Annotated in this window: 12 protein-coding genes; 7 read left to right on the forward strand and 5 right to left on the reverse strand. The window is 66.0% G+C overall.

Annotation, left to right across the window (positions count from 1 at the left end; all coding sequences use genetic code 11):
• Positions 1 to 209 precede the first annotated feature (209 nt).
• From QX094_RS23550 to QX094_RS23565, 4 genes are all read left to right on the forward strand, one after another.
• A complete protein-coding gene (locus tag QX094_RS23550; RefSeq protein WP_315715733.1) occupies positions 210 to 1,049 on the forward strand; it encodes an aldo/keto reductase in 840 nt (279 codons plus the stop codon).
• A gap of 195 nt (positions 1,050 to 1,244) precedes the next feature.
• Entirely contained in the window at positions 1,245 to 2,198 is a 954-nt protein-coding gene (locus tag QX094_RS23555; protein ID WP_315715821.1) for a DMT family transporter, read from the forward strand.
• A gap of 266 nt (positions 2,199 to 2,464) precedes the next feature.
• Positions 2,465 to 5,446, forward strand: coding sequence for an autotransporter domain-containing protein (locus QX094_RS23560; protein ID WP_316188157.1), 2,982 nt, complete (start codon positions 2,465 to 2,467; stop codon positions 5,444 to 5,446).
• Between the two features lie 85 nt (positions 5,447 to 5,531).
• Positions 5,532 to 6,704, forward strand: coding sequence for a fumarylacetoacetate hydrolase family protein (locus QX094_RS23565; RefSeq protein WP_315715735.1), 1,173 nt, complete (start codon positions 5,532 to 5,534; stop codon positions 6,702 to 6,704).
• 203 nt (positions 6,705 to 6,907) lie between these two features.
• Here QX094_RS23565 and QX094_RS23570 read toward each other — a convergent pair whose 3' ends face one another.
• From QX094_RS23570 to QX094_RS23585, 4 genes are all read right to left on the reverse strand, one after another.
• Positions 6,908 to 8,167 carry a 2Fe-2S iron-sulfur cluster-binding protein gene (locus QX094_RS23570; protein ID WP_315715736.1) on the reverse strand — a complete coding sequence of 420 codons (1,260 nt, stop codon included), beginning with the start codon at positions 8,165 to 8,167 and terminating at the stop codon, positions 6,908 to 6,910.
• A gap of 55 nt (positions 8,168 to 8,222) precedes the next feature.
• Positions 8,223 to 9,326 carry a ferredoxin gene (locus QX094_RS23575; RefSeq protein WP_315715737.1) on the reverse strand — a complete coding sequence of 368 codons (1,104 nt, stop codon included), beginning with the start codon at positions 9,324 to 9,326 and terminating at the stop codon, positions 8,223 to 8,225.
• Positions 9,327 to 9,779: 453 nt separating this feature from the next.
• Entirely contained in the window at positions 9,780 to 10,154 is a 375-nt protein-coding gene (locus QX094_RS23580; protein ID WP_315715738.1) for a hypothetical protein, read from the reverse strand.
• A gap of 528 nt (positions 10,155 to 10,682) precedes the next feature.
• Positions 10,683 to 11,144: an Lrp/AsnC family transcriptional regulator gene (locus QX094_RS23585; RefSeq protein WP_315715739.1), complete on the reverse strand. Its 462-nt coding sequence runs from the start codon at positions 11,142 to 11,144 to the stop codon at positions 10,683 to 10,685.
• Positions 11,145 to 11,285: 141 nt separating this feature from the next.
• Here QX094_RS23585 and QX094_RS23590 point away from each other — a divergent pair, with 141 nt between their 5' ends.
• Together QX094_RS23590 and QX094_RS23595 are read left to right on the forward strand one after the other, a co-directional pair.
• The gene (locus QX094_RS23590; protein ID WP_315715740.1) at positions 11,286 to 13,655 is read left to right on the forward strand and encodes a transketolase; all 2,370 of its coding nucleotides are present in this window, start codon (positions 11,286 to 11,288) and stop codon (positions 13,653 to 13,655) included.
• A 490-nt stretch (positions 13,656 to 14,145) separates the two neighbouring features.
• Complete coding sequence (locus QX094_RS23595; RefSeq protein WP_315715741.1) at positions 14,146 to 15,576, forward strand: aldehyde dehydrogenase family protein; 1,431 nt, start codon at positions 14,146 to 14,148, stop codon at positions 15,574 to 15,576.
• Positions 15,577 to 15,671: 95 nt separating this feature from the next.
• Here the strand turns inward: QX094_RS23595 and QX094_RS23600 are convergent, their stop codons facing one another.
• A complete protein-coding gene (locus QX094_RS23600; RefSeq protein WP_315715742.1) occupies positions 15,672 to 16,640 on the reverse strand; it encodes an SMP-30/gluconolactonase/LRE family protein in 969 nt (322 codons plus the stop codon).
• An 89-nt stretch (positions 16,641 to 16,729) separates the two neighbouring features.
• Between QX094_RS23600 and QX094_RS23605 the strand changes: the two genes are divergently transcribed.
• The gene (locus tag QX094_RS23605) at positions 16,730 to 17,548 is read left to right on the forward strand and encodes an NAD(P)-dependent oxidoreductase (protein ID WP_315715743.1); all 819 of its coding nucleotides are present in this window, start codon (positions 16,730 to 16,732) and stop codon (positions 17,546 to 17,548) included.
• The last annotated feature ends 32 nt before the right edge of the window (positions 17,549 to 17,580 follow it).

The following is a 17,580-nucleotide window of genomic DNA, read 5'->3' on the forward strand; positions in this document are numbered from 1 at the left end:
AGAACACTGTCGTTCCGGGGCGAGGCCAACGGCCTCGAACCCGGAATCTCGACATGGTGGAAATGAAACAGCGCAAGACAAGCTCGGGATTCCGGGTTCGACGCTGACGCGTCGCCCCGGAATGACGTGGGTGTGGAAGCGTGTCAGATGCCTTGAGCAGGGAGGGCACCCAATCGACGCCGTGCGCCTCATCCACTATGCTCCCGCGCATGAAGCACAAGACATTCGGAACCGGCGGCGGCGGCGTCTCCGTCATCGGGCAGGGCACTTGGTATCTCGACCACGCCGATCGCCGCCGCGCCATCGCCACGCTGCGGCGCGGCCTGGATCTCGGCATGAGCCACATCGACACCGCCGAGATGTATGGCGATGCCGAGCTCGTCATCGCCGAGGCCATCGCCGGCCGACGCGACGAGGTGTTCCTGGTGTCGAAGGTGCTGCCGAGCAACGCCTCGCGCAAGGGCACCGTCACCGCCTGCGAGCGCTCGCTGCAGCGGCTGAAGACCGACCGGCTCGACTGCTATCTCCTGCACTGGCCGGGCTCCTATCCACTCGCGGAGACGGTGGCGGCGTTCGAGGAGCTCAAGGCGGCCGGCAAGATCGCGTCCTGGGGCGTCAGCAATTTCGACGTCGACGATCTCGACGAACTGCTGGAGGTCGCAGGCGAGGGCAAGATCGCCTGCAACCAGGTGCTCTATCATCTGCAGGAGCGCGCCATCGAGCATGCCGTCATCCCGTGGTGCGGCCAGCATGGTGTTGCCGTGGTCGCCTACTCGCCGTTCGGCCATGACGACTTTCCGGAACGCCGCGGCGCCGGCGGCGAGGTGCTGCAGCGGATCGCGGAGCAGCATGGTGCAACGCCGCGCCAGGTCGCGCTGGCCTTCCTGACGCGGGCGTCGTCGCTGTTCGCGATCCCCAAGGCGTCGCGGCCCGAGCATGCCGAGCAGAATGCGGCGGCCGGCGACATCGAGCTCACCGCGGCCGAGATCGCCGCGATCGATCGCGCCTTTCCGCGCGGGCCGAAGCCGCGTGGCCTGCCCATGCTGTAATGCAGCATCACGGAAAATTACGGATGTTTGCTACCCCGGCGCGTAGCAACGCATAAGTGCTGCCCGCTTCGATGGGTTGTCGCGGCGTCGCGATTGGCGTCTTGTCGGCACTCACCGAATCGTCCTGTTTCCAAACTTCCGAGTTCGACCGTGACCCCGCCACCGAGTGCGGCCGCCGCCGCGCGCCTCGACGACGTGCCGACATCCGTGCAGGAGAAGCCGCAGGCCACGCGCAAGCGCGCGCCCGCGCGCGCCGACCGGCCGTTCCGCGGCATCGCGCTGATCCTACTGTCGACCGTGTTCCTCGGCACCTCGGACGTCACCGCGAAGTATCTGTCGAAGACGCTGCCCTCGATCGAGATCACCTGGATCCGCTTCGTGGTATTCGCAGCGATCATGGTGCCGGCGATGATCCCGGGCTCGCCGCTGTTCGCGATGCGCACCGAGCAGCTCAAGTTCCAGCTGCTGCGCGGCGTTGCGCTGCTCGGCTCGTCGCTGATGTTCATCACCGGTTTACGCTATCTGCCGATCGCCGAGGCCTCCGCGACCGGCTTCGTCGCGCCGCTGTTCGTCACCGCGCTGTCAATCATCTTCCTCAGCGAGAAGGTCGGCCTGCGCCGCTGGGTCGCAACCGCGGTCGGGCTGTGCGGCGTGCTGATCATCCTCCGCCCCGGCACCGGCGCGTTCCATCTTGCCGCGCTGTTCCCGATCGTCTCGGCGTTCGCCTGGGCCTGCACGCTGATCATGACGCGGATGATGAGCGGCCGCGAGCACGCCATCACCATCATGACCTATTCCTCGATTGCCGGCGTCTGCGTGCTCACGGCAATCGTGCCGTTCGTATGGACCACGCCGTCCTGGCAGGACATCGGCTTCGGCGTGCTGGTCGGCGTCGCCTCGACCATGGGGCAGTGGATCGTGGTGCTGGCATTCCGCTATGCCGACGCCTCGGTGCTGGCGCCGTTCTCCTACACCCAGCTCCTGTGGGTCAGCATCCTCGGCTTCCTGGTGTTCGGCGAGGTACCGGACGTCTGGACCATCGTCGGCGCCGCCTTTATCGTCTCCAGCGGCCTCTACACCGCCCATCGCGAGCGCGTCCGCCGCTCGCAACTGCTCCAGGTCGCCGGCGAGAGCTCGCCGAATCCTTGAGCCATCGGTCGCACGCCCCGGGCCATTACGGGGGAGCGACTTTTTGGGTGGATGCGTTGCGTGTCCGCTACACCTGCGATCAAACGCGTAACGTGCTGATTTCAAATAAGAAACAGTAACGCCGTCGATCTCGGCGGGCGCCGTGCGCCTGCTAGGTCTTAAATTGCATCACGGGGTGCAGAGCAAGATCGGGGGATTGCGTGCGGAGGCGGGTCGAAACGGCGGTGTGTCGGACGGCGCGGGCCGTGTGGGGCGCGCTGGGACTCATGCTCGGGCTCTGTGGGCTCGGGCTGACGACGTCGGCGCAGGCCCAGACCGACTACACCTGGGGCGGCACCGGCTCGTCCACCGCGACCTCCGACTACAATCTCTCGACCAACTGGGAGAGCCCGCCGGCCGGCGCGCCGCCGGCATCGAGCGGCCAGGAGGCGCTGTTCGGCGCCACCGGCGCATCGACCATCACGGTCACCGCGCCGATCAATCCGGATTCCTGGATCTTCCTCAGCAACGCCCAGTCCTATTCGATTGGCGGCGCCGACGTGAATTTCGGCGTCGCCGGCTCCGGCTGGGGCTTCATCAACAACGCCAATTCCGGCCAGACGATCACGATCGGCAACAATCTCGGCGAGACCGTTGCCGGCGTGCGCGCCGAGCTGCTCGGCAACAGCACCACGATTCTGCTCGGCACCAACTCCTATTCCGGCGGCACCTTCATCGGCAGCGTCGCGACGCTGCAACTCGGCGACGCCACCCACACCGCCCGCATCATCGGTGACGTGTCGAATTTCGGCATCTTCAACATCGTCAGGGCCGACACCTCCGGCATCACCTCGCTCACCAATGACGGCGGCACCACCAACTTCCTCGGCGCGAACTCCGCCGGTGCGATGACGATCGTGAACCAGTCGATCGCCACGACCGCGTTCGGCGTCGCCGGCGGCACCGATACCGCCACGGCGGGGAACGCCGTGATCACCAACCATCAGGGTCGTACGCTGTTCAACGCCAACACCAGCGCCGGCAACGCGACGATCACCAACGATACGTTCAGCATGCTGGCGTTCGTCAATGCCGCCACGGCCGCCAATGCGGTCATCACCAATGGCGGCAATTCGTACGTGATGTTCGGGATCGGCTTCGGCAGCGACACCCCGTCGGCCGGCAATGCCACCATCATCAACAACATGAACGGCCAGGTCCAGTTCAACGCCCATTCCACCGCGGCGAACGCGACCGTCACCACCAATGACGGCGGATCGACGCTGTTCTTCGATCATGCCAGCGCCGGCTCCGCCACGATCATCACCAATGATGGCGGCCGCACCCGCTTCCTCGACAATACGACCGGCGGCACCGCCCAGTTCGTCACCAATGGCACCGGCGTGGTCGATTTCTCCGGTAGCGTGGGTGTCAATGGCGACGGCCGCATCACCGCCGGCTCGCTGGCGGGTTCCGGCAACTACTACATCGGCGCCTTCAACACGCTGGTGGTCGGCGGCAACAATCTCTCCACCGAGGTCTCCGGCGTGATCGGCGACACCGATCCTTGCGGGTGCGGCACCATCGGCCCAGGCTCGCTGACCAAGGTCGGCAGCGGCAAGCTGATATTGTCCGGCATCAACACCTACACCGGCACGACCACGGTCGATGGCGGCATCCTCGCCGTCAACGGCGCCATCGCCGGCAGCAGCGTCACCGTGAATGCCGGCGGCACGTTCGGCGGCAACGGCATCGTCGGCAGCACGCTGGTCAATGGCGGCGCGCTCGCGCCGGGCAATTCGATCGGGCTGCTCACGGTGCAGGGCAGCCTCACCTTCACGGCGGCCGCGAGCTACATGGTCGAGGTGTCGCCGGCCAATGCCGACCGGGTCAACGTGACGGGCACCGCGACGCTCGGCGGCGCGACCGTGCAGGCGGCGTTCGCCCCTGGCAGCTATGTCAACAAGCAGTACACGATCGTCAACGCCGCCGGCGGCATCAGCGGCACCTTCAACACGCTGATCAACACCAACCTGCCGGCCAACTTCTCTTCGAGCCTGAGCTACGACGCCGACAACGTCTATCTGAACCTGACGCTCGGCACGGCCGGGACCAACACCAACCAGCAGAACGTCACGGACACCACGACCGGCTATTTCAACCGCACCGGCGGCATCCCGCTCGCTTTCGGCGCGTTGACCCCAGCCGGTCTGACACAGGCGTCCGGCGAGATCGCCACCGCCTCGCAGCAGGCGATGTTCGACTCGATGAATATCTTCCTTGGCCTGATGACCGATCCCTTTGTCGCCGGGCGCAGCGCGAACGCATCTGGTCCGGCTGCAGCGTTCGCCGACGCAGGACAGGGCGCCGCGCCGCGCGATGCCTTCGCGCGCATGCCGGTGAAGGCCACACCGGCCCAGCGCTTCGATGAGCGCTGGAGCACCTGGGCGGCGCCGTTCGGTGGCGGTTCGTTCGCCGACGGCAATGCCGCGCTCGGCTCGAACAACGCCACCATCCGCGAGGTCGGCTTCGCCGCGGGCGCCGATTACATCGTGTCGCCGAACTGGCTGGCCGGCTTCGCGCTGTCGGGCGGCGGCACCAGCTTCGGCGTCAATGGCGGCGGCAGCGGCCGCTCCGACCTGTTCCAGGCCGGCGCCTTCGCCCGCTATCGCAGTGGTCCGGACTATCTCTCCGCGGCGCTCGCCTATGGCTGGCACGACGTGACCACCGACCGCGCCGTGACCGTCGCCGGCGTCGACCAGCTCCGCGCCCGCTTCGATGCGTCGGCCTATTCGGCCCGCCTCGAGGGCGGCCGCCGCTATGCCACGCCGTGGGGCGGGATCACGCCCTATCTCGGCGGCCAGGCGACGGCTTACGTGCTGCCGTCCTATGCCGAGCAGGTGCTCTCCGGCGCGGGCACCTTCGCGCTGAGCTATGCCGGCAAGACCGTGACGGATGCGCGCACCGAGCTCGGCGCGCGCGTCGACCGGTCGTTTGCGCTCGCCGACGGCATGCTGTCGCTGCGCGGCCGCGCCGCCTGGGCGCACAATTTCAACCCCGATCGCACCATGACCGCGGGCTTCCAGGCGCTGCCGGGCACGAGCTTCGTCGTCAACGGCGCCGCGCAGTCGCGCGACCTCGCGCTCACCACGGCCTCGGCCGAAATCGCCTGGCGCAACGGCTGGTCGGCGGCCGCCACCTTCGAAGGCGAATTCTCGTCCATCAGCCGCTCCTACGCCGGCAAGGGCGTGGTGCGCTACAGTTGGTGATCGCGCGACGTCGTGTGGCTTGGAGCCGGCGTGCACCGATGCTAGGGGTGCGCTGAGCAACAAGAACAACAGGGAGCACGACGCCATGATCAACCTGACGCCCGAGACCGTCCTGCCCGACGACGGCACCAGCGGCACGCTGGTTGGCCGGGTCTGGCGCCCCGACGTGGACGGACCGGCCGTGGTCGCGGTGCGCGATGACGGTGTTTATGACGTCACCTCGGCTTTCCCCACCGTCAGCGCGCTGTGCGAGCAGGATGATCCGGCGACGGCGCTACGCGGCATGGGCGGGCAGCGCATCGGCGACCTCGCCGCCATCCTCGCCAACACCCCGCCGGATCGCCGCGATCCGGCCAAGCCATGGCTGCTGGCACCGGTCGACCTGCAGGTCCTGAAGGCGGCCGGCGTCACCTTCGCGATCTCGATGCTGGAGCGCGTCATCGAGGAGCGGGCGCGCGGCAATCCGGCCTCGGCCGAGGCGATCCGGAAAGAGGTGGTGCGCCTGGTCGGCGACGATTTCTCCAAGCTGAAGCCCGGCTCCGACCAGGCGATGCACCTCAAGCAGGTGCTGATCGAGCAGAACGCCTGGAGCCAATATCTCGAGGTCGGCATCGGCCCCGATGCCGAGGTCTTCACCAAGGCGCCGACGCTGTCATCTGTCGGCACCGGCATGGATGCCGGGCTGCATCCGAAATCGACCTGGAACAATCCGGAGCCGGAGGTCGTGCTGGCGGTGTCGAGCCGCGGCCGGATCGTCGGCGCGATGCTCGGCAATGACGTCAACCTGCGCGACTTCGAGGGCCGCTCGGCGCTGCTGCTGTCGAAAGCCAAGGACAACAACGCCTCCTGCGCCATCGGCCCCTTGCTGCGCCTGTTCGACAAGACCTTCACGCTGGATGACGTCCGCAAGATGGACGTGGCGCTGAACGTGACCGGCAGCGACGGCTTCGTGCTCGACGGCCATTCCTCCATCAGCAAGATCAGCCGCGATCCGACCGACCTCGTCGCCCAGACCATCGGTGCCGTGCATCAATATCCCGACGGCTTCGCGCTGTTCCTCGGCACGATGTTCGCGCCCGTCAAGGATCGCGACGCACCGGGCCAGGGGTTCACCCACAAGCGCGACGACATCGTCACGATCTCGGCGCCTCAACTCGGTCGTCTCGTCAACCGCATGCGCAACAGCGACGAATGCGAGCCGTGGACGTTCGGCGTGGGTGCGCTGATGCGCAGCCTGGCGCGGCGGAAGCTGATCTGAGGCACGCAGCCTCCACACCCACGATGTCATTCCGGGGCGCGCGACAGCGCGAGCCCGGAATCCATACGCCGCAGCGCTCGTGAGGCAGACGGCCTGAGTTACGATCGCGCTCCATCACGCAGGCTGGTGGTTATGGACTCCGGGCTCGCTCGCTTCGCGAGCGCCCCGGAGTGACGGAGAGACTGGGGGGCTCCTGCGTCATCTCACACATGCCCCGAGGCCATCTGGCTGGCGGCGCGGCGCGGGCGCTCCTGCAGCGATGAGGCGTCGCCCAGCGCGCGCTCGCGCACCAGCGAGAGTGCGTGGTCGCGTTCGGCGGCCGTGCTGCGCCGTGGCTCCGACCGGCGCAGGCCCAGATCGTCGTCGATCGGATCCTTCGGCACCAGCGACAGCGCCCGCTCGAACGGATCGAGCGACGCGTCATGCCCCCTGCCGCCGTCACGGCCCGGCTCAGGCTCGGGCGGACGTCGCGCCACGAGCGTCTTGATGCGGCCGATCAGGCCGGATGGCGCTTCTGGTGGCGCGGAATCGAACGGGTCGGCATAGAACGTCGCGCCGGCCTTCTCGACCATCCCGGCGAGCGCGGTCACCATGCGCGGCGAGCCGCAGGCATAGACGACATCGGAGGCCGTCAGCGTCGGCATGTGCGGCTCGATCCGTCCGGTGCGGATCGAGGGATGATTGACCGGACCTTCCTCGACCGTCGGGATGATCGTGACGTTCGGCAGCCGCGCCAATTGCGCCAGGATCGGCGTCATGTAGAGCTGCGGCAGCTTCTTGGCGCCGGCGATGATCACCATCGGCCGGTTGCGGGACTCGCGCAGCGCCATCGCGGCGATCGCCCAGATCGGCGCGAAGCCGGTGCCGCTGCCGGCGAGGACGAGACGGCCGGTGCCGCCCGGGCGCAGGAACGCATGCCCATACGGCCCCTGGATGCGCAGCCGATGGCCGGGACGGATGCCGCTGCCGAGCGCCGTCGTGACGCGGCCGCCGCGCACGCGCTTGATGTTGAGATGGATGACGCGGCCGCCGATGCGGCCGTCGAACGACGCCGTTGGGCTGTAGGCGCGTGCCGGATAGCCGTTGAAGGTGAACTTGAAGTACTGCCCGGGCAGATAGCTGATGCTCTTCTCCGGAGCGATCATCAGCTCCATGATGTCGGGCGCGACCTCGCGCAGGCCGACCAGCCGCGCCTTGCTGGTGTCGATTTCCGGCACGTCCTCCAGCTCGACGTCGAGATCGGAGACGACGCGCGCCTGGCAGGCATAGATCATGCCCTGCGTATGCGTCTCGCCGCACACCGTCTGGCCCTTGGAGACGTGAACCATGCAGGTGCCGCAGGTGCCGGCGCGACAGTCGAACGGAATCTCGACGCCGTTGGCGAGCGCGCCATCGAGCAGCACGTCACCCGCGCGGACGCGGAACTGGCGGCCCTTGACGGTGACGGTCCTGAAGTTCGACATGGTTCACTCCTCGATCGGATACGCTGTGACGATGGTGGGATGAGACCGCGGGGATTCACGCCTTGCCGGGCGACACGCGGATGAGATTCTTGTTGGCGGTGCTCTCGAACCGGCTCGACCAGTAGTTCGACGCCATCACCGGCCGCTTCAGCCAGCTCACCTTCGGCGAACGCAGCACCAGGAACCAGAAGAAGAACGGCGTCGTGATGAGATGCGAGACCAGCGGAAACCAGTCCGGCAGCAAGGATGCCGGGCCGGGCAGGCGATACCAGTAGTAGGTGCTGATCGCGGCCGCCGCGAAGATGCGATGCATCCGGGTGCGGGCGGCGGGCCTGTAGCGCAGGATGTGCTCGCCGACCCTGAAGACGACGTAGCTGACGAGCGCGGCGCCCAGCGGCCACACATAGGCGGTGATGATCGCGGCCTGGTCGACCTGCTGCGGCGGATAGTCCGGCACTTGATACCAGCCCCAGACGAAGCCGGGGAAGCTGCCGATCAGGAAGTTGCCGAGGAACTGCTGGACTTTGGTGGGCACGCCCGCCGTCGGCGTCAGCTCGGGCGTGGAGTCGGGACACGGATTGCTGCAGGCCTCGCAGATGTTGCAGCGGGCATTCTTGAAGGTCAGGGCGGGGTTGGTGCCGTAGAGCCGCTCGACGGGGTGGATCGGACACAGCGAGGTGCACCAGCCCGAGCGCATTTCGAACACAGAGCCCATCGCGAACGCCATGACCGCGGCCGACAGCAGCATGACCGCCGTCAGCGGACCGTCGACATTGAGTCCGATTCGTCGCATCGGCACGACGATGAAAAGAAGCGTCACGCTGATCACCGCGAGCGTCGCCGCGCCCCATTCCGGCATCCGGATGTTCTGCGAGATGCCCATCTTGTTCGGCAGCAGATGGAATGTCGCCATTGGACAGATGTTGCGCCACAGGCCGGGCGAGATCGTCACCAGCGCGGGCGCGATCGGAATCAGGAGATTCCACATCAGGGCGATGCCGAGGGGAGGGAAGAACAGCAGCAGGTTCACCAGCAGCACGCCGACGACCAGCATGACCGTCTGCATCGTCAGCCAGAATCGCCGCTCGGCCCGTCCGGTGCTGCGGCTGCCGGCCTGTGCGGCCGGCTGATACCTGGCGGGAGCCACCTTCACCGCCACGTGCGCGAGCGGCCGGGCATCTCGATGTTGCGAAGCGTAGTCGTGTCGGGGCGAACGTTGAGCGCTGTTGTTCTGCATTGCTTTCCAGGACGCGAGTTGGTCTTCACGATCGCGCCGACGTCACGTTCACAGGCGCGGAGTTGTTAGTCCCGCAATCCCTGTGACTTCGTGTCGCAGCGCATGCTGTGACGCAGAATCTGACGGCGAGATGTGGCGCTTTTTGACGGCCAATATGGACGTCCCTGGGCCATGCTGCGGTCGGCCTGCGGCCGTTTGATCTGGATCAAATCGAGGAACATCAAGGATTTGATCGGGGGCTGGAGCAGTTTTTCCAGATCGTTTGATCTGGATCAATGACGGCCTCGGCTGTGACGTAGTTCGGGCGTGATCAGGGCAGTGCGCAGATGATTTCGACGCTGCCATAACGACCCGACGGGCAAATCAGATCGCGCGCTAAAATCCTGTCCAGCCGTCAGGCAAAAAATAAATCGCTTGCCGATTTCGTATAATCAGCATTACAGTCCAGCCCGTTCCGTTGCGTCGGAGGGGACGTATCGCGGTCGTCATGGACGTCGGCAGCGGAATGCGATGGGCGTGTGTCGTTGCAGCGTGATCATTCGCGCCGACGAACAATGATGCACGCACGGTCAAGTCGCGCGGTCCTGGCACCCCGATGCTGGTGTCCCCGCGGCGGCGCGCGGACAGCGCGTCGTCGCGCACGGTGGCCAAAAGCCGGCGCACCGGGGAGAACGCGAAGCAGCCGTCAAAACCATCGCGCAGGGAGGGCCGGGCGTCTTCGGCCAGACCTGTGGTACCTGCCGCCTGCATTTTTTCCGCAGGCGGGCCACGGGCGCGGCCAGCGCCCGGCCTTCCCTGCGCCCTTCACGTCATAAGGGCGATGATATCGGCATCACCCGGACGCAACGCGCCGCGGGAGTGAGAACGCATGTGACCATCCCGGTCGGTCCTGGACTCACGATTGTGGCAAATCCGATGACACAACAAAGGTCGTTATTCCGGGACGCGTCGCGCAGCGGCGCGGGCCCGGAATCCATACGCACGATCGTGGTTATGGATTCCGGGCTCGCCCTGCGGGCGCCCCGGAATGACGGCGCAGGGAGAGGGGCTCATGCGAGGTCTCTCATGGCCGAGCGCCAGAGATGGCCGAAAGTCTCGCTTGGCTCTCCGCCGTCGTCCCGGACAAGCGTGCGCAGCACGCGCAGATCCGGGACCCATAACCCCAGGGAGATGTTGTTGCGCACGATGTTGGACCAGTCGTTCTTCGCAACGTCTGCCGCGGAGTATTGGTCCCTGCGTTCGCAGGGACGACAGCTGAGGTCGTGGCGATGGCCTGCCTCACACCGGCAGCGCGATGGAGTACTTCACCTGGCTCAGCGCAAAGCTCGATTCGATCGAGGCGATGCCGTCGAGGCGGGTCAGCTTGCTCTTCAGGAACGCCTCATACGACGACAAATCAGCCGCCACCACGCGCAGCAAATAGTCGCGATTTCCCGTCATCAGATAGCATTCCAGCACCTCGGGCCAGGCCGAGATCGCCTTTTCGAAGCGCTTGAGGTCCTCCTCCTTCTGCCGCGCGAGCTTGATGGAGATGAAGACGGACACGTGCAGCCCGAGCGCCTTCTGGTCGACGGTCGCGAGATAGCGGGTGATGACGCCGCGCTCCTCCAAGAGCTTGACGCGGCGGTGGCAGGGCGAGACCGACAGCCCGACCTTGTCGGCGAGCTCCTGCATGGTGATGCGGCCGTCGGCCTGGAGATGGCCGAGGATCTTGCGGTCGATGGCGTCGAGCTCGGGCATTGGGATAAAATCGCTCAAAGTGGATTCTGAATGGGAAAATATCTCAACAATCGGCAACTGCACGCGAAAAATTGAGAATTATGGCCGGTGCGACAGGATTAAAATCGGCGAATCCAACAAGGCCCCGGGGAGCAGCGCGCCATGGCCACGCCATCCGCATCGTCAGACCGTCTCGACATCCTGAACGCGCTGACCCGCAAGGCGCTGTGGCTGTCGTCCTGGACCATCCATCACGCCAACCACATCCGGCCGAACACCGACGGCCTGAAGGTCGGCGGCCACCAGGCCTCCTCCGCCTCGCTCGCGACCATCATGTCGGCGCTGTACTTCTCGGTGCTGCGCCCGGAGGACCGCGTCGCGGTGAAGCCGCATGCGAGCCCCGTCTTCCATGCCATCCAATATCTGTTCGGCCGGCAGACGCGCGAGAAGCTGGAGAATTTCCGCGGCTTCAAGGGCGCGCAATCCTATCCGTCGCGCACCAAGGATGTCGACGATGTCGACTTCTCGACCGGCTCGGTCGGCCTCGGCGTCGCGCAGACTTTGTTCTCCTCGCTGGTGCAGGACTACGTACACGCGCATGGCTGGATGAAGGGCCGCCGCGAGGGCCGCATGATCGCGCTGGTCGGCGACGCCGAGATGGACGAGGGCAATATCTTCGAGGCCCTGGCCGAGGGCTGGAAGCACGGCCTGCGCAACACCTGGTGGATCGTTGACTACAACCGCCAGAGCCTGGACGCCGTCGTGCGCGAGGGCCTGTGGGAGAAGTTCGAAACCATGTTCCGCAATTTCGGTTGGGACGTGGTGATCGTGAAATACGGCCGGCTGATGCGAGAGGCGTTTGCCGAACCCGGCGGCGAGGCGCTGCGGCGCTGGATCGATAACTGCCCGAACGCGCTTTATGCGGCGCTGTGCTTCCAGGGTGGGGCTGCCTTCCGCAAGCACATCCAGGACGAGATCGGCGATCAGGGCGACGTGACCCGGCTGCTCGACAAGCGCACCGACGACGAGTTGCTGGCGCTGATGAGCAATCTCGGCGGCCACGACATGGCCAGCATGCTTGATGCCTTCGAGTCCATCGACCACGACCGCCCGGTGTGCTTCATCGCCTATACCATCAAGGGCGTCGGCCTGCCGTTCCAGGGCCACAAGGACAATCACGCCGGCCTGATGACCGTCGCCCAGATGGAGAAGTGGCGCGCGCAGCAGAACATTCGCCCGGGCCATGAGTGGGACAAGTTCGAGGGACTGACGCAGGATGCTTCGACGCTGGAGTCGTTCCTCGCGTCGGTGCCGTTCAATCGCGATGGCCGCCGGCTCGATGATGCGGTGTTCGACGTGCCGGAGCGGCTGACCTTCACCGCGGCGGCGCAGATGTCGACGCAGCAGGGCTTTGGCCTGATCCTCAACGATCTCGCCCGCAGCGACACCGCGCTGGCCTCGCGCATCGTGACCTCGTCGCCCGACGTCACCGTCTCGACCAATCTTGGCGCCTGGGTCAACCGCCGTGGCCTGTTCGCCCGCGCGGAGAAGGCGGATTTGTTCCGCAGCGAGAAGATCCCGTCGACCTTCAATTGGGCGGCCTCGCCGAAGGGCCAGCATATCGAGCTGGGGATCGCCGAGATGAACCTGTTCATCATGGCCTCGGCGCTTGGCCTGTCGCACGCCATCAACGGCGCGCGGCTGCTGCCGGTGGTCACCTTGTACGATCCCTTCATCGAGCGCGGCCTCGATGCGCTGAACTACGCCTGCTATCAGGATGCGCGTTTCATGGTGGCGGCCACGCCGTCGGGCGTGACCTTGGCGCCGGAGGGCGGCGCGCATCAGTCGATCGCGACACCGTTGATCGGCATGGCGCAGGACGGGCTGTCGTCGTTCGAGCCGGCCTTCGTCGACGAGCTCGCCGCGATCATGAAATGGGGCTTTGCCCACATGCAGCGCGAGGCAGGCGAGGGCGGCTCGCTCTATCTGCGGCTGTCGACGCGCACCATCGATCAGCCGCAGCGGATCATGACGCCGGAGCTGGAATCCGACATCGCCGCCGGCGCCTATTGGCTGCGCAAGCCGGGACCGAATGCCGAGGTGATCGTCGCCTATACCGGCGCGGTCGCGCCGGAGGCGATCGAGGCCACCGGCCTGATCGGCGAGTCCCGCCGCGACGTCGGCCTGCTCGCGATCACCTCGGCGGACCGGCTGCATGCCGGATGGACGGCGGCGCGCAGCCTGCGGCGGCATCGGCGCGGTGTGCAACATCTCAGCCACATCGAACAACTGCTGGCGCCGCTGCCGCGCGATTGCGGCATCGTCACCGTGATCGACGGCCATCCGGCGACGCTCGGCTGGCTCGGCTCGGTGCGCGGCCATCGCGTCGAGGCGCTGGGGGTTGAGAAATTCGGCCAGACCGGGACGATCGACGACCTCTATCGCCACAATGGGATGGACGCCAACGCGATCATCGATGCGGCCGAGAGCCTCACTGGCGCGCCGGTCCGGCATCGCAAGATGGCAGTGTGAGGGCGGGCCAAGAACGGGGACGCCGTCTCCCTCACCTGGATGAAGGAGACGGCGTCGCAACTTGGATCAAATGTCTACGTACTGAAAGGCTGCGCAATAAGAACTGGCGAAAATATCGGTTCTGAAATCTTATCCGGCGTCCTTTCGAGATGCCGGGATGTCTATGAAGAGGAGATTAGCCAGAGCGATCGAACGGCGATGTGAAGCAGTTCACATCTTGGAAATGAATCTTCGACGGCGGGAATTCTGCCATCCGGAATGATGGCGATCTGGAGGGGGCGAAGGGGACACGCGGTTGCTGCGATGCAAAATGGAGCGGCGACGAAACGCAGGCCGGTCGGCTTGCGCCGGTCGCGGCCTTGCTCCTATATCCGCGGGACGCAACCCCGGTCCCCGCATGTGGCGGGTTCATCCCGCGGATCGCGCGTGCCAGGATGCCGGCCGCGTGCTGCCGCCCCCTCCAGATGCTTCCACGTGAAGAGGTTTTCCGATGGTCAATCGCCTGCAATTCTACATCGACGGCGCCTGGGTCGATCCGGTCGTCAAGAAGTCCACCCAGGTCATCAATCCGGCGACCGAGGAGGCGATGTACGAGGTTGCGCTGGGCTCCAAGGCCGATGTCGACAAGGCCGTCGCCGCCGCCAAGCGCGCCTTCGAGACCTTCTCACAGACCTCGCGCGAGGAGCGCGTCGCGCTGCTCGAGAAGATCATCACGATCTACAAGGGCCGCATGAAGGAGATCGGCGCCGCCGTCTCCGACGAGATGGGCGCGCCGCTGCCGATGGCGGAGAAGCTGCAGGCCGGCGCCGGCCTCGGCCATCTGATGTCAACGCTCGACGTGCTGAAGAAGTATGAGTTCGAGGAGACGCTGCCTGCGTCCGTGGTGGTGCGCGAGCCGGTCGGCGTGGTCGGCATGATCACGCCCTGGAACTGGCCGCTGAACCAGATCGCCTGCAAGGTCGCGCCGGCGCTGGCCGCGGGCTGCACCATGATCCTGAAGCCGTCGGAATTCACTCCGACCTCGGCGCTGATCTTCGCCGAGATCCTGCATGAAGCCGGCGTGCCGAAGGGCGTGTTCAACCTGATCAACGGCCTCGGGCCGGAGGTCGGCGCTGCGATGAGCGAGCATCCGGACATCGACATGATCTCGTTCACCGGATCGACCCGCGCCGGCATCGACGTCGCCAAGCGCGCGGCGCCGACCGTGAAGCGCGTCAGCCAGGAACTCGGCGGCAAGTCGCCGAACGTGATCCTGGAGGGCTCCGACCTGGTGAAGGCAGTGACCGGCGGCGTCATGCATATGTTCAACAACTCCGGCCAGTCCTGCAACGCGCCGTCGCGCATGATCGTGCCGGCCGCGCGCATGAAGGAAGTCGCTGCCATCGCGAAGGGCGTCGCCGACAAGACCAAGGCGGGTGACCCGCGCGGCGAGGGCACCACGATCGGCCCGGTCGTCAATCGCGGCCAGTGGGACAAGATCCAGGCCCTCATCAATAAGGGTATCGAGGAGGGCGCGACCCTCGTCGCCGGCGGCCCGGGCCTGCCGGAGGGCGTCAACAAGGGCTTCTATGTGCGGCCGACCATCTTCGCCGACGTCAAGCCTGAGATGACGATCTCGCGCGAGGAGATCTTTGGACCAGTGCTCGTGATCATCGGCGCCAAGGACGAGAACGAGGCGGTGCGTATCGCCAACGACACGCCCTATGGTCTTGCCGGCTATGTCACGGCCCCGACGATCGAGAAGGCCCGCGAGGTCGGCCGCAAGATCCGCGCCGGCAACGTCAACCTGCAGGGTGTCCCGAACGACCGCACCGCGCCGTTCGGTGGCTACAAGCAGTCCGGCAACGGCCGCGAATGGGGCCGGTTCGGTCTCGAGGAGTATCTCGAGGTCAAGGCCATCGCGGGCTACAAGGCGGCTTGATTGGTCTCCGTCATTGCGAGCGCAGCGAAGCAATCCAGGGGCCGGGAAGGAAGTCTGGATTGCTTCGTCGTTTCGCTCCTCGCAATGACGGCCAATTATCCCCCCAGCGCGCCCTGCGTGTTGACGTAGAGCGCGTAGATCGACTGGCTGGCGGCCATGAACAGCCGGTTGCGCTTCAGGCCGCCGAAGCAGAGATTGGCGCAGCGCTCGGGCAAGGCGATGCGGCCGATCGGGGCGCCGTCGGGCGCGAACACCATGACGCCATCGAGTTCGGGCGAGCCCATCCCCCAGCCGCACCAGAGATTGCCGTCGACGTCGCAGCGCATGCCGTCCGGCGTGCCCGGACCGGCATCGATGTGGACGCGCTTGTTGGCGAGCTTGCTGCCATCGGCGGAGACGTCATAGGCGAGGATCTTGCGGTTCGGTACGCCGCGGGATTCGACGATGTAGAGGATGGATTCATCGGGCGAGAAGCACAGCCCGTTCGGTCCCAGCACGCCCTCGGCGACGATGGTCGCCCGGCCCGTGGCCGCGTCGATCCGGTACACGTTGGCGTCGATCTCGGACTCGGCCTTGTAGCCCTCGTAATTGCCGAGCAGGCCGAAGGTCGGATCTGTGAACCAGATCGAGTCGTCCGATTTGACGACGACGTCGTTTGGCGAGTTCAGCCGCTTGCCGTCGAAGGAGTCGATCAGCACGGTGATGGAGCCGTCATACTCGGTCCGCGTGACGCGGCGGCCACCGTGCTCGCAGGTGACGAGACGGCCCTGGCGATCCCGGGTGTTGCCATTGGCGAAATTGGAGGGCTTGCGAAACACCGAGACCGCGCCGCTTTCCTCCTCCCATTTGAGGATGCGCTGGTTGGGGATATCGCTGCACAACAGATAGCGCCCGTCGCCGAACCACACTGGCCCCTCCGCCCAGCGCAGGCCCGTCGCCAGCCGCTCCACGGCCGAGAGCTTGAGCCAGTATTTCTCGAAGCGCGGATCCAGCGCCTGGATCGCCGGATCGGGATAGAAGGTGGCAGGGCGCCAGCCCTGCGCGTGAGCGTTTCCGTCGGACATTTGGCCGGTCCTGTTATTGCGCGGTTGCGATCTCTGCTATCATTGGCCCGCCACAACCGCAAACCTGCGGACCCAACACGAGGGATGAAATGCCACGTATCTTGATGACCGGTGCGAGCGGTGGAATCGGCACTTCCTTGCGGAAGCTGCTGCCGCCGATCTATCCGGACCTTCTGCTCAGCGACCTGAAACCGCCTGCCGATCTTTCCAGCCAGGAGACCTTCAAGGCGGCCAATCTTGCCGACCTCGCTCAGGTCGAGGCGCTGTGCGAAGGCGTCGACGGCATCATCCATTTCGGCGGCTATTCGGTCGAGGGACCGTGGAACGACATCCTGCAGGCCAACATCATCGGCGGCTACAACCTGTTCGAGGCGGCCCGCCGCAAGGGCGTCAAGCGCGTGGTGTTCGCCTCGTCGAACCACGCGGTCGGCTTCTATCCCCGCCACCGCAAGATCGACAATGACGTGCAGCCGCGTCCCGACGGCCGCTACGGCGTCAGCAAGGTGTTCGGCGAGGCGCTCGGCTCGCTCTATGCCGACAAGCATGGGCTGAAGGTGACGTGCCTGCGCATCGGCAATTTCGGCGACAAGCCGCTCGACAAGCGCCGGCTGTCGATCTGGCTCAAGCCGGAAGATCTGGTGCAACTTTGCCGCATCGGCCTCGAGCATCCCGACATCCATTTTGAAGTGCTCTATGGCGCATCGCTGAACGAGCGCGCCTGGTGGGACAACCAGCGTGCCTATGACCTCGGCTATCGCCCGACCGGCCGCGCGGAGGATTTCCGCGAGCACGCCTTGGCCGAGCAGGCCAAGCTGCCCGCCGATCCGATCGGCGACTATTTCCAGGGCGGCGCGTTCTGCACCACTGAGTTCGACGGCGACACCAGCCGGATCATCGACTGGGGTTGATCCGACCTCGTCATTCCGGGGCGCGTCCGCAG

The sequence above is a fragment of the Bradyrhizobium sp. SZCCHNS1050 genome (genome assembly GCF_032484785.1).
GTDB lineage: Bacteria > Pseudomonadota > Alphaproteobacteria > Rhizobiales > Xanthobacteraceae > Bradyrhizobium.